Below are 19505 nucleotides of genomic sequence, written 5' to 3'. Positions count from 1 at the left end.
GCAGTGGTCCGTCGAAACCTCGTCGGCTGGGCGTTCCTCGCCCCGCTGGTCGCCTACCTGCTCCTGTGCTACGGCTACCCGCTGCTGACGACCCTCGACCTGAGCCTGCGCGACTACACCGTGCGCACTTTCGTGCACGGTGGCGCGCCGGTGACGGGACTGGCCAACTACATCACCGTGTTCACCGATCCGGTGTTCCGCACGGCGGTGCTGAACACGGTCGTGTTCACGGTGGTGTCGCTGGTGTTCCAGTACGCGATCGGGTTGGCGCTGGCGGTGTTCTTCTCCCGCCACTTCCGGCTGTCGGCGACGCTGCGGGCGCTGTTCCTGGTGCCGTGGCTGCTGCCGTTGATCGTGTCGGCGTCGACGTGGGCGTGGATGTTCAACAGCGAAGCGGGCGTGGTGAACGCGGCCCTGTCGCGGTTCGGGTTCGACGGGGTGAACTGGTTGACCTCGCCGGACTGGTCGCTGGTGTCGGTGATCGTCGCCAACATCTGGATCGGTATCCCGTTCAACCTGGTGGTGCTGTACAGCGGGTTGCGCAACATCCCGGCCGAGGTGCACGAGGCGTCCTCTTTGGACGGTGCGAGTTCCTGGCAGACGTTCCGGCACGTCACCTTCCCGATGCTGCGGTCCGTTTCCACGGTCACGCTCCTGCTCGGCCTGGTCTACACGCTGAAGGTCTTCGACATCATCTGGATCATGACGCGCGGCGGCCCCAGCGGGTCGTCCACCACCCTGGCCACCTGGTCCTACGAACTCGGGTTCGGCAGCATGCTGCCCCGCTTCGGGCCCAGCTCGGCGGTGGGCAACGTGCTCATCCTGCTCGCCGTGGTCGCCGGCCTGGTGTACGTGCGGGTGCAACGCCGGCAGGAGGCGTCATGACCCGCACCTGGTGGCGGACCGCGGTGGGGCTGCTGCTCACCGGCGTGATGCTGTTCCCGGTCTACTGGATGGTCAACGTCTCGCTCACGCCGCCGGAGGCGATGCGCAAGTCACCGCCGGACCTGTTCCCGGTCAGCCCGACGTTCGACGGGTACGCGCGGGTGCTGGACGAGCAGTTGCCGTACTTCGGGACGAGCCTGCTGGTCGGGCTCGGGACCGTGGTGCTGACGCTGGTGCTGGCCGCGCCCGCGGCGTACTCGCTGGCGAAGCTGCGTCCGCGCGGCCGGGGACCGCTGACGTTCGTGCTGCTGGTCGCCCAGATGATCCCCGGCATCATCATGGCGCTGGGGCTGTACGGCATCTACGTCAAGCTCGGCATCACGAACACGGTGTGGGGCCTGGTCTTCGCCGACTCCACGATCGCGGTGCCGTTCGCCGTGCTGATCCTGACCTCGTTCATGTCCTCGGTGCCCGACGAGATCGTGCAGGCGGCGCGCATCGACGGCGCGGGACCGTTCCGCACGTTCTGGTCCGTGGTGCTGCCCGCGAGCCGCAACGGGGTCGTCACCGCCGGGCTGTTCGCGTTCCTGTGGGCGTGGTCGGACTTCGTGTTCGCCGCGACGCTGGACAGCGGGGGATCGATGCAACCGCTGACGCTCGGCATCTACCGCTACATCGGCAACAACAACCAGGAGTGGAACGCGATCATGGCCACCGCCGTGGTCGCCTCCGTTCCCGCCACCGTGCTGCTCGTGCTGGCCCAGCGCTTCGTCGCCGCGGGCATCACGTCGGGTGCCGTCAAAGACTGACCAAGGGGGAACTTGTGGACGACTTCTCGGTGCGGGAGATCCCGTTCAGCCACTCGGGGGCGTGGTTCGGCATCTCCGCGGTGGTGGGGCTCGCCGAGTACGCCGAGGACCTGCACCTCGTGTCCCACCGCAACGGCATGCACGCGGTGCTGTCCCTGGTGCCGGTGCTGTCCGGTGCCAGGGTCTCCGCCGAGGTCAAAGCCGACCCCGCGCTGCTCACGTGGAGCGCGGGCCGGGGACGGGTCGCGGCGGCGTTCGAGTCACCCACGGCGCTCCGGATCTCCGGTGACGGCCTGGGCCTGCGCATCGCCGCGGCGGACGAGACCCTCACGCCCTTCACCGGAACCCACTTCTTCCACGACCCCGTGACCTCGTCGTACGTCTTCACCTCCTACGAGACAGGCCACCGCTACCGGGTCACCGTGCTGGCAGGGCATGAGGGCTCGGCCGGTGCCTCTGCGCTCGGCACGGCGGAACGGGCGGTCGTCGTCGGCGGGGACGGCGGGGAGTGGGAACTCGTGGTGGAGGAGATGACGACCACGCGCGGGCGGTACTCCACCGCCGCGACGTTCTCCGAGGTGGTGGACGCCTCACGGCGTTCCTTCGCGCGGTTCGCGGACGCGGTCGCCCCTTGGCGCTCCGCCCGCACCCCGGCCGCCGAACTCGCCTGTTATGTGCTGTGGTCGGCCACGGTGAGCCCGGCGGGTTTCCTCCGTCGCCCCGCGGTGCTGATGTCGAAGAACTGGATGGACAAGGTCTGGAGCTGGGACCACTGCTTCAACGCCCTCGCCCTCGCGCCGGGGGCACCCGGACTGGCGTGGGACCAGCTCCAGGTGGTGCTCGACCACCAGACCCCCGAAGGGGCACTGCCGGACTCGATCACCCACGCCGAGGTCCTGCACAACTTCGTCAAACCACCCATCCACGGCTGGGCGGTGACCAAGCTGCGATCCAGGCTGCCGGGTGGCATCCCGACCACCGAACTACCGCTGCTGTACCGGCAGCTGGAGGCGTGGACGAGGTTCTGGCTCGACCACCGCCGCGCGCCGGGCGAGCCGTTCCCGCACTACGAGCACGGCAACGACAGCGGCTGGGACAACTCCACCGTCTTCGACGGGCAACAGCTCGTCCAGTCCGCCGACCTCGCGGCCTTCCTCGTGGTGCAGATGCGGGAACTCGCCCGACTGGCCGGCGAGATCGGCGACCAGGCCGCCGCCACGCGGTGGGAGCGGGAAGCCGCGGCGATGCTGGACTCGATGCTGACGACGCTGTGGGACGGGACGGCGTTCACCAGCCGCGCCCTCGACGGCACGTCGCGCACCACGGCGAGCCTGCTCGACCTCATGCCCGTCGTCCTGGGCGCCGACCTGCCTCCCGACGTGCACGCCAAGCTCGCCGAGGGCGTCACCCGGCACCTGACCGCCGTCGGCCCCGCCACCGAACGGCCCGACTCGCCCCACTACGAGGCCGACGGCTACTGGCGCGGCCCGGTGTGGGCGCCCTCGACCGTGCTCGTCGAAGACGGCCTCCGCCGAGGCGGCGCGGTCGACCTCGCCGACCAGGTCAGCGCCCGCTTCCGCGCGGTGTGCGAGAAGAGCGGCTTCGCCGAGAACTTCGACGCCCTCACCGGCGAGGGTTTGCGCGACCGCGCCTACACCTGGACCGCCGGCGCCTACCTGCTGCTCGCCGCGGACGCCGAGGGCCGACTGACGGACGGCGCTGCGGAACACCTCACCACGTCAGCGGGGTAGGCGAACCGATCCGATCGGAGCCCCCCGGGGACAACGGGGTTCAACGCCGAACCCCCGACCTCGCACGCCCACCACACCTGACAAAGGAGTCACGCATGTCCCTCACACCCGCACGACGGCGAGGCCGCTGCCTCGCGGCGATCACCGCAGTGGCCGCAGCCGCGCTTTCGGCGGTGGTGGCACCCGCACCGGCCGCCCTGGCCGGGGACGAGTCGATCTCCGTCAACTTCTCCATCGCCGGCGGTGCCCCGACCTACCGGGCCTCCGGGTGGATCTACGGCATGACCGAGGACGCGACCGGTCCCGCGGACCACTTCTACCGCGACCTCAAGTTCCGGTACATGCGCGCCGGCGGCGCCCAGCTCGACGGCCCCGGCGGCTGGGTCGCGGGCAAGTACGACCGCCGGTGGAACGCCACCCGGGCCCAACTGCTGCGCACCCGGTCGCTGGGCGGCGAGTTCATCCTGCTGGTGCACGACCTCTGGGGCGCCGACGGCTACCCGATCACCCGCTTCCCGGGTGACAACGGCGACTGGACCGACTACGACAGGTTCCTCACCCGCCTGATCGACGACGTGCGGGCCACGGGCGTGCCGGTGCAGTGGGACCTGTGGAACGAACCGAACCTGGACCTGTTCTGGAAGCGGTCGCAGGAGCAGTACTTCGAGCTGTGGCGCCGCACGTACGATCGCGTCCGTACCGCGTTCCCGCAGCAGTTGATCGTGGGCCCGAGCTTCGCCGGCGTCCCGACGACGGACGGGGCGTGGTGGAACCAGTACCTCGACTTCATCCACTCGTCCGACACCGTCCCCGACATCATCAGCTGGCACTCCCTGCCCAGCGACCCGGTCGCCAACGTGGCGGCGGCGAACACCACCCTTGGCCGACGCGGCATTCCGCACCCCCGCCCCTACCAGATCAACGAGTACGGCTGGACGACCGAGCAGAACCCCGGTGACGGCTCCTGGTACATCGCGCGCCTGGAACGAGCCGGAGCCGACGGGCTGCGCGCCAACTGGGCCAGCGCCGGGAACCTGCACAACGACCTGGGCAACCTGCTGGTCCGCAACTCCGCCGGCGTGCACCAGCCCAAGGGCGAGTGGTGGGTGTACCGCTACTACGGCTCGCAGACCGGGGAGATCGTCTCCGTCACGCCAAGTCCGGCCTACGACGCGTTCGTCACGAAGACGTCCGGCGTCGCGAAGATCCTGGTCGGCGGTGGCGGCACCACGGGCAACGTCGCCGTCAACCTCCAGCGACTCGACGCCACCAGCGGGATCGTGCAGGACAACCGGGTGCGGGTGGTCGTCCAGCGCATCCCGTACAACGGGGGCGGCGCGGTCCAGGGTCCTGTGACGATCGGCAACTCCGTCGTGACGCTGTCCAACAACGCCACGACGGTCAACCTTCCCCACACCAACGCCGACGAATCCTTCACCGTGACACTCCTCCCGCCGTCCGACGGCGGCTTCCAGTCCGTGGCCGTCGCCCAGCACTCGCAGCAGTGCCTGGACAACACCAACCTGAGCACCGCCGACGGCAACCGGCAGCAGCAGTTCCACTGCGAGGGCGGCGACCAGCAGCTGTGGAACTTCCGGCCGGTGGCCGGGGTCGCCAACACCTACACCGTCGTCAACCAGCAGACCGGCAAGTGCCTTGACGTCAACGGGAGGTCCACGGCCGACGGAGCCGCCGTCCAGCAGTGGACCTGCCTCGCCGACGCGCAGAACCAGCAGTTCGCGCTGCGGAAGGTCACCTACTCGGGCAACGACTCCCACGACTACCAGCTCGTGGCCCGGCACAGCGGCAAGTGCGTCGACGTCAGCGAGATCTCCACCGCGGCGCGCGCTTCCATCCACCAGTGGACCTGCAACCCGGCCGGCCAGAGCAGCCCGCGCAACCAGACCTGGCGGCTCTGGGGGCGGTAGCGGCCACGCCGCGCGGCACCGGGCTCGTGCCCACGAACCCGGTGCCGCGCACCACCCTCCACCGTGGAGGGTGATGTCGGGTCTCGGGTGGTAGTTGGTCGTACCCGGACTTCGAGATCGGTTCCGCGAACCGTTCCCCTGGCACCTGAACACCCGCACATCGGCATGTGCGGACGTGTGGTCGGCCGTGAGCGTCGGCGCGATCAGCTCGGACTCGCCGTCGAGGTCGGCGGTCATGGTCGTTCGGGTAAATCGGGAGCGGCCTGCGTGCGTGGTCGGTACGATCCGCCCACCTCATGGAGTAGATCAGTGGCAGATCGCCCCGCTTCGGACGGGGAGGGCGCGGGTTCGATCCCCGCCTCCATGGCCGATCAACCGTGGAGTCCGCAGTGTCCGACCAGGTCCACACCGCTTCGTCCGGCTACGCGACCGGTCAGCTGGCGCGGGCACTGGCCGCGGCGGTCGCCGCGGGTACCGCGGCCGACCGCGAGCGGGCGCTGCGCAAGCTGCGGCGCTGGGAGGACGTCGTCATCGGGATGACCGACGGCACGCTCACGGTCGGCTCCCGCACCCCGGTCGCGGACACCCCGGCGTGGGTGACGCTCGAGGTCGCGCACGGCGGATTCGCGACCGGCAGGTACCTGGCCGAGGTGCGGCTGTCCGAGGACGAAGCGGCCCGCGTCGCCGCCCTCCCGGACGACGTGCCCGGCAGGAACGACCGGGAACGGCTCAACTCCTGGTACCTCGGTGACGCCGGCCAGGCCGAGCTGCTGGACGCGATCCGCAGCGGGCACTACCGGGTCGAGGTCCCGGAGGACGCGGCGCTGCCCGTCGTGGCGTTGCTGCTGGACAAGGGTTTCCCGGAGCAGGCGCTCGACCTGGTCGCCGAACTGCGCCCGTTGATGCACCGGCTGCGGCTGACGCCACGGTTCGAACCGATCGCCCGGCCTTCGGATGCCGCCGTCCGCCTCACCTCGGTGGAGGAAGCCGCCGCGTCGCTGCGTTCCACGCGCGTGCCGGTGCAGCTCGCCAAGATGCGCGACGCGCTGACCGTGTGGGATCCGCTGTACGACCGGCTGGTCGCGCTGTGGTGCCGCACCGTCGACGACGAGCTGCCGCACCTCGAGGAGGACGGGACCGTGCGCGGCGGCTGGCCGTGCCGGACATGGCCCGCGGACTGGGCGGCGGCCAGGACCGAGTGGCTCGCGGACTTCGCCGAAACGTCCCGCACCCACGCACCCTCGGGCAGGCAGACCAACCCGAAGAGCAACTTCGCGAGACTGCGCAGCGCACTGGAGTCCTGCCCGGACGGCAGCGACGCGCTCACCGCGCGGGAGGTCGGTTGGATCCGCCGCGTCATCGCGAGCACGGTGAGCCACCGGGGCGCTCCGGGAACCGGGCAACGCGACGCGTGGCGCACCGCCCAGGTGGCCACCGTCGCGGCGCCGACCCACGCCGCACTCGCCGGCGTGCTCGCGGGCAGGCTGGACCGGTACCCGACGGACGGAGGTCTGCCGTCGCTCGACGTCGCGACGGCCGAGGTGTCCGAAGCCGAGGCGACCGACGAAATCCCGCACGGCGCGACGATGCCGGACCACCTGGTGCACAAGGCGGCGCGGTCCCTCGAAGCACCGGTGGACGAGCTGGTGCGCCTCGGCGTGATCACGTCGGGGGAGACGCTGGCGATCGTGCTGCCGCAACTCACCTCACGCCTGCTGAGCGCGGCGATCGACGACCCGGTCGTGGCGGGGCTGCACGAGCAGACCTACACGGCGTTCCGGCGTCGCCGCGGCCTGCTGCTGCTCAACCTCGAACACCAGGTGCGGTTCACCGAGCTGCCCTGGGTGGCCGCGCTCGCCCCCTGCCGCTCGCCCAAGCCGGACAACGCCGCGGCCGCACATCGCGCCCTGCGGCAGACCACGGTGCTGGCGCTCACCGCGTTCCCGCACGCACTGCTGCCGAACCCGCTGGTGACCGAGCTGAGGATGCTGGCGAAGCAGGCAGGGCTGGAACTGCCGCTCGTGGAGGAAGTGGCCGCGGACATCTTCACGGGCACGTTCACCACCAAATGGCGCGATGCCGGCGCGGTGGCGAGCCGTCTGCTGGCCGGCACGCTCTACGCGAACTACTACGACCTGCCGACGGACTGGCCCGAGCCGCCGCGCAAGAGAAGGCTGCGTTGGGGCACGCACACCGCCGAGGACTTCTCGGCGCTGTGCCGGGAGCGGGCGGGCACCTCCGGCGGCTCCACGGCGGCGAACGGCATGGTGCTGGAGCAGAGCCAGATCCTGACCACGCACAACCTCGCCGTTCTGGTCGACGGCCTGAACCTGACCGGCGAGCTGCGCGAACTCGCGCCGGAACTCGCGTGGCAGGCGTTCGGCTGGATCGTCCGCAGGCTGACCCAGCGCGCGGCCCACCGGCACGCGGCGCTGATCCAGGTGAAGAACGCGGCGTACGCGTGGCGACAAGCCCTGTTCCTGCTCGCCTTCTGCGAGCCCGCCGTGCAGCTCGCCCACGCGGAGAGGCTGGCGGGCGAGGCGCGCGGCACCGCACTCGGACCGGCGGTCGAAGGTCTGCTGCACGTGCTCCACGGTGGCCGTTTCACGCCAACCGGAACCGTGCAGCACGGCACGGCCGTGCGCTTCCTCGGCTGGGCCGAGAACACCCACCCGCTCCTGACCCCCTCCGCCACCCCCGCGTCGGGCACATGCTCGCCGCACTGGACCTGACCACCGGGAAGATCCACTACCGCATTCGGCGCAGCAAACGCCACGCCGAGTTCCCCGACCTCCTCAAGGCCCTGCGCTCCCGGTGGCGTGAACTGGATCGAGGCCGAGTTGACCGACGTGGACGAGGCCGCCCGCCTCGGACGGCAAGGGAGGCGGACCGCCATGCACCTGGTGGAGTAACACGGCTCGCTCCGCGTGCGACATCCCGGGGCGACAGCACCCCGCAGGAGAGGTTCCCTCTTGAAGATCCGCTTGGCCCTCGCGCTGGCGAGCGCCGCGTTGCTTGCCGGCTGTTCCCCGACGCCGCCCGCTGCCGCGCCCGTGCAGACCAAGACCGAGACCGTGGTCGCGCCGCCCGCCACGACGGCGCCGGTCACCACCACGACCGCCGCCGAAGCCGTGTCCGCGCCGGCCTCGAAGACCTGCACCGTCCCGGACGTGGTCGGCATGGTCCATCAGACCGCTCAGGACACCATGCAGGCCGCCGGGCTGTACATGCTCCGCGAGGAGGACGCCACGGGGCAGGGCCGCATGCTGGTCGTCGACCGCAACTGGACCACCACTGCGCAGAGCGTCGCCGCCGGCCAGGTCGTGGACTGCAACACCCAGATCCTGCTGTCCGCGAAGAAGACCGACGAGTAGAACGCGAGGGGCCCTCGTGCGCTGCCCGCTGTGAAAGAAACATGACGGCCCCGGTTCGCCCGGCCCGGGAGCATGACCTACCCAGCCAAGAGGGCCGCGGTGGTGCCCTCGCTCCACCAGCGGCGATGACTTCTCGAGCGGGACAAGCTCCCGGACCGGGGTGAGTGGTCCGGGAGGGGTCATGGGGTCGGTTCGACCGCGTCGTGGACGGTCAGGGAGAAGGAGTCCTCCGCGAGGAAGTCGTGCCCCTCGAAGCCTTCCAGGTGCACGTGCCCGTTCGGGTCGCCCGAATCGGCGCTGGCCCGGACGATCACGCCGAGGGTGGCCAGGTGCCGCTCCGGGCCGCGGATCGCCAGGTCGAGCGCCGTGCGGTCGACGGTGATCCGGACGGTTGGCGTGTCCACCGCCTCCACGGACAACGTCTCCAGCGCCACACCGTAGGGGGCGACGCTCTCCGTGGTGACCAGTGCGAACCGGCCTTGACCGCGTTCCAGCGCCGTCGCGAGTTCGGCGTACTCCTGCGGCGTCCCGGACAGCGCCGCCTCGTTCGTGGTCGTGGACAGTGCGACGATCATGGCCTTCTCACGGTATGTCACCCGGCCGGATCGTGGACGGGTCGATCGGGATGTGCGGGTCGTTGTACGGGCCCGAGCGTACCGGGTTGCCGTTGACCTGCGTCTCTAGGTTCAGGTGCGGCCCGAGTTGTTGCACGTGCGGGCTGGCCGGGTTGATGTCGAAGCGCGCCACGCTGGCGATCCGGTTGCCCGCGCTGTCGGTGGAGGTGCCGATGAACTGGTAGCCGCCGCTGCCGGAGGGAACGACCCGGGCGTTGTCGCCGGCGTGCCGGGCGCCCAGTTCGACCGCTTCGTCCATCGAGATCGGGCCGGGGATCCGGGGCGGCGGCGGGTTGGTGTGCGAGCCGGTGCCGAGCGCGTGCGAGCCACCCGGCGCGGGGGAGAGGCCCAGTGGGTCGATGAACCGCGTCGGGTTCGGCACGTAGGCGCGGGGGTTCGGGGACGGGCGGATGCCCAGCGGGTCGTCGGTGACGTACCGCGCGACCTCCGGGTCGTAGTAGCGCGAGTAGTTGTAGTGCAGGCCGGACTCGCGGTCGTGGTACTGGCCCGGGAACCGCAATGGCGTGGTCGGGTGCACCGTTCGACCCCACAGCGTGGTCTGCTCCTGGCGCACTACGTGACCGTTCGGTGCGACGAGTTCGGCGGGGGTGCCGACGAGGTCGGTGACGATCGAGTGGAACTCGCGGTCCACCCATGCGGCGTCGTGGGTGGGGACCCGCAGTCGCTGCGCCACCGGTCGCATCCCGGTCGTGTCGTGGTCCCAGGTCATCGCCTGGAGGGCTTCGATCTGCTCGGCGAGCACCGTGCCGTCCCAGACGAACTCCGTCCGCTCCACCACCTCCCCCGCCGGACCGGTCCGCTGCTTGGCGATGCGCCTGCCCATCGCGTCGTAGGTGTAACGCCAGCGCGCTTGGTCCGGTGTGACGACCTCGGTCAGCCGGTCCTCGGCGTCCCAGGTGTAGTGCCAGACGTCCGGCTTGCGCGAGAGCCTGCTCCGCACCCGCCGCACGACCCGGCCGCGGCGGTCGTGGTCGAAGCGGGTCCGCCCCGCCTGGCGCAACAGCGTGCCCTCGTAAATGAACGGGGCAGGTTCCGCCCCGGGGATTCCGACGTGGGTCAGGTTGCCTGTCGGGTCGTACGCGTACTGCTCCGACCAGTGCGGGCCGTGCACGGAGACGACCCGGCCGAGCGGGTCGAGGTCGTAGGTCCGTGGGCCCGCGGGCTCCTCGACCGCCGTGAGGTAGCCGTCGGCGCGGTAGTGGTACCGGCGGTGCGCGACCCGCCGCTTCGCGCCGGATCCATCCACAACGGACATATCTTGGTCGGCCAGCCTGCCGGCGGCGTCCCAGCGCTGGGCCAGCACGGCGGATCCGAACCGGCGACCTACTTCACGCCCTGCCGCGTCGTGGGCGAACTCCAGGGTGTGGACGCCGCCCCGCAAGGCCGTCGGCAGGTGCGACGGGTCGTACGTCCAGTCGGATCGGGCGCCGGTGGGGGTGACCCGGCTCACGCGCCGACCGACCGCGTCGTACCGGGACACCAACGTGCGCCCGTTGGTGCTCTCCTCGACCACCCGGCCCAGGGCGTCGCGGCGGAACGCGGTTTCCGCGTGCCCGTTCGCCGCCCACACCACGCGACCGGCCTCGTCGTACCGGAATCGGGACGTGCCGGTCGGTGTCGAGCGGGTGAGGACCCGGCCTAGCGGGTCGAGTTCGAACCCGATGTGGTCGTCCGGCCCGTGCGACCGCCGCACGACCCGCCCGGCGGCGTCACGGGTGTATTCGAGGGTCTGGCCGCCGTAGCCGATCTCGCGCACCAGCCTGCCTGCGGCGTCGTACTCGTACCGCCAGGCCGAGCCCGTCTGGTCGGTCACCGACACCAGCCTGAGCTCGGTGTCGTAGGCGAAGCGGAGGGTGCTGCCGTCCGGCAGGATCCGCTCGGCGGGCAGGTCGAAGTGAGTGGGGCGCGTGCTCGTCCGCTGCCCGACCCGGTCGACGTGCTCGACCTCGTTGCCCTCGGCGTCGTAGCGCCACGACTCGCTCGACCCGTCCGGGTGGGTGCGGGCGAGGAGCTTGCCCTCGACCGTCCACGACAGCGCGGTGACCCCGCCGGTCGAGTCGAGGATCTGCCGCACGCGTCCCAGGGCGTCGCGGGTGTAGCGGGTGGTGGCGCCGCGGGCGTCGGTGACGGCGATCGGCAGCCCGGTGGCGTCCACCTCGGTCCGCTGCGTGCCGCCCGCCGCGTCCACCACGGCGGTCAGGCCACCGTTCCCGCTGTACTCGTAGCGGGTCACCGCGCCGCTCGGGTCCGTCACCGCGACCAGGTTGCCCCGTGAGTCGTAGTCCTTCAGCCACACGGCGCCGTCGGGGTCCACCTGACGGGTGGGTTGGCCGAACTCGTTGTACTCGGCGAGCAGCTGCGTGCCGTCGGGCCGGGTCAGCACCAGGATCTCGCCGTCGTCGTCACGCAGGTACGACGTCGTGAGGCCGAGCGCGTCGGTGGTGGACACGAGCCGGTCGTAGCGGTCCCACTGGAACAGCGTCTGGTTGCCGAGGGGATCCACCCGCCGCACCAGTTGGCGGACGTCGTTGAAGTGGTGGTGGGTGACGTGTCCGAGTGAGTCGATCTCTCGGGTGACGCCGGCCGCTGGGTCGTACTCCACTTCGCCGGTCAGCGCGCCACCCGAGCCGGTGGTGCGCACGCAGCGGCCGTTGTGGTCGTACTCGTAGCCGTACCACTCCCCGTTGCGGTCGATCCACCTGGTGATCCGTCCCGCGTGGTCGTACTCGAACCGCAGCGCCGCGCCGGAGGAGTTCAGCACCTCGGTGAGCCGGTCGTCGTCGTAGCGGTAGGAGACCAGCGTGATCTCGCTGCCCGCCGGGCCGACCAGCCTCAGTCCGGTGACGTGGCCGTTCTCGGTGTCCACAGCGATGTCGTAGCCACCGCTGTGCCGGATCCGGGATGGCACCGCCCCCGCGTACTCGAAGTCGACCCGGTTGCCATTGCGGTCGGTGATCGCGCTGATCGGTGCGTGGGCCGCGTCCGGGAAGTGCAGCGACCGTCCGGTCTTGGGTTGGGTGATCACATAGCCGGAGTCGGTACGCGCCAACGACCACCGCGCACCCTCCACCGGTAGCACAGGGGCGCCGCTGCTCGGCGGGAGCGGGTAGACGAGCACGACGCCGTCCGGGTCGGCGAAGTGCACGCCGTGGTCGTCCACTTCCAGCCTCTGGTCCAGCGTCGAGGCCCACGACGGGCCGAACAGCCGTCCGGCGCGGTACGACGACACGTGCACGCGTCCGATCAACAGCGACAGCACGCCGGGCAGGTCGACGTCGATCTGCGCCAGGTACATCTCACCGGAGGCGAGGTCGATCGGCTCGCGGCCCTCGCAGCGCCCCTCGGGGGGCTGCGCCCGGTCGCGCGGGTTGGGGGTGTCCTCGCGCAGGCTCGGCCGGTCGGGACTGCTCGAGCGCGGCCTGCCGGAGCCGGGTGGTGCCGATCCGGTGCCGTTGGCGCCACCGGGTGTCGTGTCCGGAGACGCGGTGTCCGGTGACGGTGTGCTCGATGGCGACGTCGTCCCGGAGGGCGAGGTGGTGCTCGAGGGCGAGGTGGTGCCGGAGGGCGAGGTCGTGTCCGGTGTGCTCGACGGGCTGGTGGTGCCGTCCGGGCCCTTGACGGTGGGTGCGTCGGGTGCGCTGGGTGCGCTTGACGGGCTGGTGACGCCATGGGTGCCGGGGCCGTCGGCTTTGCGGCCGAGTTTGCCCAGCTTCTCCATGATCTCGCCGAGCTTGTCGAGGACCTTGCGGATGCGCGGGGTGACGTTGCCGATGGTCTTGACGAGCTTGCGGACCAGGTCGGAGATGCGGTTGCAGACCTTGGCGATGGTGGAGGTGGCCTGCGCGACGATGAGCGGGGTGGCCAGGCCGAGGGTGGCCACGGCTTCGAGCGCCCAGGTGATGAGTTTGCCGACGACTTCGGCGACGAGGTCGCGGATGATCTCGCGGACCGCGGCGACGACCTCGCCCATGATCATCACACCCGCGCCTACGCCTTCGGCCAGCGAGCCGGCGCCGGCGATGGCGTCGGCGGTCTGGGCGGCGTGGCCGCGGTAGGTGTCGGCCGCCGCGCCCTGCCAGCCGGGTGCGTCCTGCCTGCCCAGCTCCTCGGCAACCCGGGCGACTTCGGCGGCGACGTTGGACCAGGTCTCGCTGAAGGAGCGGATGACCGGCGGGTCGCCGGCGAACCAGTCCAGCGCCTCCTTGAGCGGCTGCACGTGCTCGATCAGCCACGACACGCCGTAGGAGGCGACGGTGCCGATGGGGTCGATGACCATGGACAGCACTTCGAGGCCGACACCGATGCCGCCGAGGCCGGCGGCGACCCAGCTGCCGTCGGAGATGCCCTGCGCCAGGTCGTTGGCGGATTCGGCGATGCCGATGCCGGTGACCGCGGTCGTGTCGCTCTGCGCCGTCGCGACGAGGGGGTTGTTCACGTGTTCATCCCGTCGAAGCGCGCCGACTCACCGGTCTCCTGGTCGTCGTAGGCGCGGGAGGTCTCACGCAGCTTCGCCGCGTTGTCCGACACCGTCTCCGCCGCCGTCGTGAGCGCCTGCACGCCCATCTCCTCGAACGGCTGCAACAACATCGCGAACGGCTGGCACACCACGCCGTAGGCGGAATCGTTCATCGCCACCGTCCGCGCCGCGTCCGCCGCCGTGCGCAGCCGGTCGGCCAGGCCCTCCACCCGTCCCGCCAGCGCACCGATCTCCCCGGTAACGGCCTCGTAGCCCGTCATCGCGTCACCTCAGGTAGCTCTCGTCGGTGAAGTCGCCGTCGTCACCGGGCCGACGCGGCGGCGTCGACGGTCGCGCGTCCGGCTCGGGTCGGGGGAAGTTCCGCTCGGCGACGGCGACGATGTGCTGCCCTGAGGGGGTCGGGCCCACCGTCTCGCCGACGATGCGCGCCAGCTCGGCCGGGTAGCCGGCCTGGGCCTTGCCCATCGCCTCCATCACCGCCGCGGCGATCTGCTCCGGCCGCAACCGGCTCACCCCGTCGGTCATGGTCACCGCGCTGGGGATGCCGTTCGGGCCGACGGTCACGCTCACCGCGCCATTCGCGGCCGACGCGGTGATGGAGATCCGCTCGACCTCCTGCCGCATCGACTCGTACCGGGCGGCCTTCTCCTCCGCGTTGCGCTCCCAGTCGTCCACCAAGCGCTGCACGTTGGCCAACGGGTCGGTCATCGGCTCCCCCTCCGGTGACGTGGAGATCGGGCCAAGCTACTGCCCCTGGGACGACGCACCGGGCCGATTCGCTCCCAAGATGACCGGATCGGCCCAACCGCTTGCCCCGACCGGTGGCCACGCCCCTCGATCTGCCGTTCGGGTGAACAGACGCACACCAGCGGGCAGCTGCCGATGAGCGTCCCGAGCCCGACGAGTGCGCTTGAGCAGGCCCGGGGCGGTTATGTGGGACGAGCCGGAGGCCGTCACGCACGTGCGCACTGCGCTGCGCGCGGCGCGCGGTGGTCGCGTGACCGAGTTGAGCGAGCACGGGGAGGACTACCTCATCGACTTGGACCTCGTCGCGCCCCGATACACCGGTGCCGAAGGCGTGTGGAGCGACGACACGCTCACGTGGATCGCCTACGCCTCCCACGAGGGAACCGTCGCCTTCGGCGGCCACCTCGCCACCGCCCTGCCCGCCACCTGGCCCGACCTCGAGCGATGGCGCTGGTATCCCTGATGGGTCGCCTCCTGCCCCGGGTGCATCAAGCGCTCATCAGGATTTGACGTGCTCGGTGCCATCCGGCACCACACTCGGTGGTCGGCGGTGAGTAGGACCGGTGTCGGTGGTCCGGCCGTGCCGGTGATCGGGGTCGGCGTTGGGGCGGTTACAGAACCTGGTCGGATTCCGTCGGCGCCCGCGTTCGCGGAATTCGCCGCGGTCGGAGATTGCGGGAACATCGAGGCAGCCGGCGTGGTGCCCCCGTTCGCTCACGTGCTGAGCGAACGGGGGCACCACGCCATGAAGCGGACTGTTCTCATGCGTTGGAGCAGAACCTCCGGAAGGGCGGGTTGGTGCCGGGGTCGGTCGGGATGACCGGGTTGATCTCCCACGGATTGCCCGCTCGTTCGTGCAGTCCGATGCCGCGGCACGGTCCGTAGGCCGTGTCCGAACCCACCTCGGGGATCTTGGTGAAGTTGAACCAGTCACCCCGCAGGACGGGTTGGGAGGTCCCGGTGCGGGCGCCGTTCCGGTCGATGGCCAGACCTCGGTGGTAGAGGTAGTTGTCCGGCATCCAGCTGGCCCGCAGGATCGGCGTCCACTGGTCGACCTTGCGCACCGTGCCGTCCACGCAGGCCAGGAAGTTCAGCTCCTGCCAGATGGGCGGTGCGTCGTTGAAGGCGGACGCGCTCACCCCGGCTACGGCGCCGGCGTTGAAGAACATGTCCCAGACGTCGGCCACCAGTTGCTGGAGACCGGCGGGGACCCGGCCGTCACCACCGACGCGGTCGCGCCAGGCCGCGGCCGCGTTCACCGGTCCGGACTGGCTCAGGATCGGCCGGTAACCGGTCGAACCGCCACCCGTGGTCTGCGCCCGGACGCACGAGGCGTTGGTGGGTGCCGCCGCGCCTGAGGCGTCGGTGAGCTGCGGTGCCCGGCGGCCCTCGGCGTAGGCCCGTCCCGGTAGTTTGCCGTCGCGGCTCGGGTCGGCCGATCGCCAGGCACCGTCGTGCACGTTCAGGTCGACCATGCGGTAGCTCAGGTCCGGCCGGGTGATCCCGTAGTCGGTCTCCAGGGCGGCGAACAGGTCGACCACGAACGGTGGCAGGTGCGAGTTGCCGGTGCGGTGCTCGTACTCGGCGAACTCGGTGCCGGGGATGATCCTCGCGTCATCGCCGGTCACGAACGAGATGGTGGCCTTGGTCCTGATCTTGAACCGGTCCACGTCGTCGAACCAGGCCGGCCGCTGGTTGCCGGTCGGCCGGTCGGTGTGGGGCTGGGCGAACCCGATCCAGGTGCCGGCACTGTTGCCGTCCGGGTGGTTGACCGGGTCTGATCCCGCGGCTTCCACCTGCTGCTTCCAGGCGCTGATCACCTGCCTGGTGGCCGGGCCGAGGTTGCTCGCCGAGAGCACGCTGCCGGCCGAGTCCCGGCCCCACTGGTACAGGGTCGCGCTGCTCGCGATCGGCCCGGCCAGCCAGGAGGCGGGCGCGGCGGTGTCGATGTCCTGGTCCTCGTCGTAGACGGCGACCGATTCGACCGCCTCTTCGTGGTACTGGCCGGTGACGGGCACGAACGCGAGGGCGTCCCAGGCGATGCGCGTGGTGCCGTCACCGTCGGCGGTGCGGTTGCTCAGGCTCACGCGCGGTTGGGTGCCGTTGAACATGAAGGTGCCGATGGTGACCCACCGGTTCCCGCTGCCCTCCTGGTTGACGAACCGGCCCCGCTCCCCGCCTTCGGCGTTGACGCGGTACTCGGCGAGCCGGGTCCGGGCACCCGGATCGGGGATGTGCGCGAGGATCTTCATCGGGCCGGTGCGAGCTTGGCTGAGCGTCCAGGTACCGACCGCTTCACGGCTGTCGGAGTTGTGCGTGTTGCTCATCCAGAAGTGCCCGCCGTAGGCGGCGCCGATCTGGTGCACGTCGATCTTGCCGGGGTAGTTGCCGGTCGGGGCTTGCCTGAAGGTGAAGGAGAAGGTGCCCGAGCTGGGTGGTTTGACGCAGCCGGGACGGATCGACGGCACGTTCTGCGGCAGGTTGTCCACCACCAGCGCGGTCGACGGCAGCCCGGCCGTCGAGCAGACCGGCGGGTAGCTGGTGGCGTCTTCCTGGTAGGCGTAGCCCGGGTCGAACCGCAGCAACTCCCGTCCGCAGCTGTCCTGGCAGTTGGCCTTCCACGTGTTCGGCTGGTGGTACCAGCACTTCAGGTCGTACTCACCGGCGCTGTTCTTGTGCGCGCAGGGCCCGGCGGGCTCACCGAGCACCTCGTCGGCCTGCGGCGGGAACTCCTTGCCCGGCACGCACTGGTTGCTGGTGTCGCAGAACTGCGCGGTGGGCGGCTTCACGGCCCAGCGGTCGGCGTCGGTCAGCCACCAGGCCGGCCGGAAGGCGTGGACCAGCGTGCCGGGGCTCTCGATCAGCTCGATCGGGTGCCCCGCGAAACCGAGGACCTTCTCCGGGTAGGGCCAGTGCTGCGGGTGCGCGGCGTCGGCGTACGAGGTCTCCATGAACGGGGCCCGGTCGGCCGGGTAACGCGGGTTCACCGGGTTGTTGAGCCAGCCGACTCCCCACGGCTGCCCGGTGCCGGGATTCTGGTGGAAGCCGGAGTTGTACGCCCACACCGCGAAGAACCAGTTCTCCAGCCGGTCGGCGCCGCCGTTGTTGATCGTCAGCCCGGCGCGGCGGGTCTCGTTCCACTTGTCCTGCAACATGCGCAGGCCACGGGCGATGTTGGCGGCGAAGTCGAGCGCGATGGCCCGTTGCTTGTCGTACGGCATCGCGGTCTCACCGGGTCGTTCCCTGCCTGCCAGGCGCATCCCGTCGGTGATCTGCATGACGCCGTATCCGCAGTCGGCCTTGTCCCACCGGATGGTCCAGTCGTCGCCCTCGTCGTCGTTGTAGTAGTCGATGCCGAAGTAGTTGCCGATCAACGGGTTCGCCGTCACCCCCGGCACCGCGAACTTGGCCGCCTGCCAGGTGTTCGACTCCTGCGTGGCGATGCCGAGCAGCACCTGCGCGGGCACGTGTCCGCCACCGTCCAGCGCCGTCGGCGGGAACAGGCCCTGGGGCGTGTACGCGGGCATGCCGAGGTTCTTCCAGTTGTTCTCCCGCTGGACGGTGAGCACTCCGCGCACGGCCTGGTCGACGGCCCACTCGACCTGACGCGGCTTCGGCTGCATCGCCTGGTTGCGCGGGTCGTTGCGGGCCACTGAGCAGTAGCGCTGGTCACCGTCGGCCGGGTCGTTCGGACTGCCGGCGGTGGCCGAGGTCTGCCCCAGCGCCGGGCTCGCCGCGGAGCCGTTCCCGGCACCGGTCGCAGGGGCCGCCGACAGGGTGAAGGTCTTGTTCGTGGCCAGCGAGGTGGCCGTGATGTCAACCGGCTGCGGCGCGGTGGGGTCGGCGGGCGCCGCCCGGGGGTCCGGGTTCCGGGTCCGGACCACGGAGGTGACCGCGAGTTCGCCGGACAGCGACATCTTCACGTCGTCGGGCACGGTGACGAGCGAAACCGACGGAGTCGCCGTGCCGGCCGTTCCGGCGCCCGTCACGAAGACCCGGCCGCCGCGGCCCGAGCGCACGCTCACGTCCGTGCGACCACCGGCGGCCAGCTCGGTGACCTTGTTGCCCGCCTTCGGGTCCACTCGGCGCACGCTCGCCGCGGACTCGCCCTCCACCTGCGCGTAGACGACCCCGCCGTCGGCGTCCGCGGCCAGCCGGTACGGCACGCCGTTCGCCGGCGCCAGCACCGTCCGCGTGCCGTCGGGGCGCACGCGCACCACCGCACCGGAATCGGCGGCCACGACGCCCTCCGCGGTCGGCACCGCCGAGGTCAGCTGGCCGGGCACCTCGATCGGCTCGGCCAGCTCACCGGTGACGGTGTCGAGTCGCAGGAGCCGCGTCGCGGTGAGGTCCTCGCCGCCGCCCTGGGTGAGCACCGCGGTCTCCGTGGGGCCACAGCCCGGGTTGAAGTAGGCGAGACTGGTCTGCACAGGCAGCTTGCGCACCGGGCCGCCGGTCAGGTCGACGATCGCGGTGAACGCGCCGCGGTCGTTCAGGACCGCCTCGTTGGTGAAGGTCCGCGGCGCGTAGGCCACGACCGCGCGGTCACCCGACGCCGTCACACAGGCGTTGCCGATCCACGCGTCGGTGTCGAACCCGGGCTCCGACAACGACGCCGCCGTCCGCCACCGGTACCCGTCACGGGCCTCGGCCACCAGCACGTGGAAACCGGTGCCGTCACCCGTCGTGGTCACCGCCCGGTCGGTGGACCGGTCCCAGCCTCCACCCAGCACCGCGGCGCGTTCCGCGGACTGGACGCTGCCCGGTGACGCGGATTTCGGGGCCGGGGCCGGAAGATCCTCCTCGGGCGGGGCGGCCATCGCGCCACCCGGTATCAGCCAGAACGAACAGAGAAGGCACAACATCAGGATGAGTGGTCTTCGCACAGCCAACTCCTCG

Annotated in this window: 12 protein-coding genes and 1 tRNA gene; 8 read left to right on the top strand and 5 right to left on the bottom strand. The window is 70.9% G+C overall.

Annotated features, from left to right (window positions below; genetic code table 11):
* Positions 1–3 precede the first annotated feature (3 nt).
* From ACIQMJ_RS19595 to ACIQMJ_RS19565, 7 genes are all read left to right on the top strand, one after another.
* Positions 4–885: a carbohydrate ABC transporter permease gene (locus ACIQMJ_RS19595; RefSeq protein WP_499762393.1), complete on the top strand. Its 882-nt coding sequence runs from the start codon at positions 4–6 to the stop codon at positions 883–885.
* Positions 882–1694, top strand: a complete 813-nt coding sequence (locus ACIQMJ_RS19590; RefSeq protein ID WP_499762392.1) for a carbohydrate ABC transporter permease — start codon at positions 882–884, stop codon at positions 1692–1694. Before ACIQMJ_RS19595 ends, ACIQMJ_RS19590 begins: the two co-directional genes overlap by 4 nt.
* Positions 1695–1708: 14 nt before the next feature.
* On the top strand, positions 1709–3445 hold the full coding sequence (locus ACIQMJ_RS19585; RefSeq protein WP_499762391.1) for an amylo-alpha-1,6-glucosidase: 1737 nt from the start codon (positions 1709–1711) through the stop codon (positions 3443–3445).
* A 95-nt stretch (positions 3446–3540) separates the two neighbouring features.
* Positions 3541–5373, top strand: coding sequence for an RICIN domain-containing protein (locus ACIQMJ_RS19580; protein ID WP_499762390.1), 1833 nt, complete (start codon positions 3541–3543; stop codon positions 5371–5373).
* A gap of 295 nt (positions 5374–5668) precedes the next feature.
* A tRNA-Arg gene (locus tag ACIQMJ_RS19575) sits at positions 5669–5740 on the top strand.
* A gap of 22 nt (positions 5741–5762) precedes the next feature.
* The gene (locus tag ACIQMJ_RS19570) at positions 5763–8105 is read left to right on the top strand and encodes a hypothetical protein (protein ID WP_499762389.1); all 2343 of its coding nucleotides are present in this window, start codon (positions 5763–5765) and stop codon (positions 8103–8105) included.
* A 240-nt stretch (positions 8106–8345) separates the two neighbouring features.
* Positions 8346–8747 (top strand): PASTA domain-containing protein, encoded by a 402-nt coding sequence (locus ACIQMJ_RS19565; protein ID WP_499762388.1) that lies wholly within the window; start codon positions 8346–8348, stop codon positions 8745–8747.
* A 179-nt stretch (positions 8748–8926) separates the two neighbouring features.
* Here the strand turns inward: ACIQMJ_RS19565 and ACIQMJ_RS19560 are convergent, their stop codons facing one another.
* Genes ACIQMJ_RS19560 through ACIQMJ_RS19545 form a run of 4 tightly spaced genes read right to left on the bottom strand, consistent with a single transcriptional unit; the run spans position 8927 to position 14567 of the window.
* On the bottom strand, positions 8927–9322 hold the full coding sequence (locus tag ACIQMJ_RS19560) for an Imm32 family immunity protein (protein WP_499762387.1): 396 nt from the start codon (positions 9320–9322) through the stop codon (positions 8927–8929).
* 7 nt (positions 9323–9329) lie between these two features.
* Positions 9330–13817: an RHS repeat-associated core domain-containing protein gene (locus tag ACIQMJ_RS19555; RefSeq protein ID WP_499762386.1), complete on the bottom strand. Its 4488-nt coding sequence runs from the start codon at positions 13815–13817 to the stop codon at positions 9330–9332.
* A complete protein-coding gene (locus ACIQMJ_RS19550; RefSeq protein ID WP_499762385.1) occupies positions 13814–14119 on the bottom strand; it encodes a type VII secretion target in 306 nt (101 codons plus the stop codon). The genes ACIQMJ_RS19555 and ACIQMJ_RS19550 overlap by 4 nt, the downstream gene beginning before the upstream one ends.
* A gap of 4 nt (positions 14120–14123) precedes the next feature.
* A complete protein-coding gene (locus ACIQMJ_RS19545; protein ID WP_499762384.1) occupies positions 14124–14567 on the bottom strand; it encodes a YbaB/EbfC family nucleoid-associated protein in 444 nt (147 codons plus the stop codon).
* A 202-nt stretch (positions 14568–14769) separates the two neighbouring features.
* Between ACIQMJ_RS19545 and ACIQMJ_RS19540 the strand changes: the two genes are divergently transcribed.
* On the top strand, positions 14770–15069 hold the full coding sequence (locus ACIQMJ_RS19540) for a hypothetical protein (protein ID WP_499762383.1): 300 nt from the start codon (positions 14770–14772) through the stop codon (positions 15067–15069).
* A 298-nt stretch (positions 15070–15367) separates the two neighbouring features.
* Here ACIQMJ_RS19540 and ACIQMJ_RS19535 read toward each other — a convergent pair whose 3' ends face one another.
* Positions 15368–19426 (bottom strand): golvesin C-terminal-like domain-containing protein, encoded by a 4059-nt coding sequence (locus tag ACIQMJ_RS19535; RefSeq protein WP_499762382.1) that lies wholly within the window; start codon positions 19424–19426, stop codon positions 15368–15370.
* Positions 19427–19505: the final 79 nt, after the last annotated feature.

Origin of the sequence: Actinosynnema sp. NPDC091369, assembly GCF_044757065.1 — a bacterium.
In the GTDB taxonomy this organism is placed as follows: Bacteria; Actinomycetota; Actinomycetes; order Mycobacteriales; family Pseudonocardiaceae; genus Actinosynnema.
Note: the sequence above shows the minus strand (reverse complement) of the source record. Positions and strands in the feature narration are given on the sequence as shown.

Bases quoted from the DNA above. Each gene is read 5' to 3' on its own strand.
- ACIQMJ_RS19535 (WP_499762382.1), bottom strand. From the start codon at position 19,426: ATGGCCGCCCCGCCCGAGGAGGATCTTCCGGCCCCGGCCCCGAAATCC.
- ACIQMJ_RS19550 (WP_499762385.1), bottom strand. From the start codon at position 14,119: ATGACGGGCTACGAGGCCGTTACCGGGGAGATCGGTGCGCTGGCGGGA.
- ACIQMJ_RS19560 (WP_499762387.1), bottom strand. From the start codon at position 9,322: ATGATCGTCGCACTGTCCACGACCACGAACGAGGCGGCGCTGTCCGGG.
- ACIQMJ_RS19545 (WP_499762384.1), bottom strand. From the start codon at position 14,567: ATGACCGACCCGTTGGCCAACGTGCAGCGCTTGGTGGACGACTGGGAG.
- ACIQMJ_RS19590 (WP_499762392.1), top strand. From the start codon at position 882: ATGACCCGCACCTGGTGGCGGACCGCGGTGGGGCTGCTGCTCACCGGC.
- ACIQMJ_RS19580 (WP_499762390.1), top strand. From the start codon at position 3,541: ATGTCCCTCACACCCGCACGACGGCGAGGCCGCTGCCTCGCGGCGATC.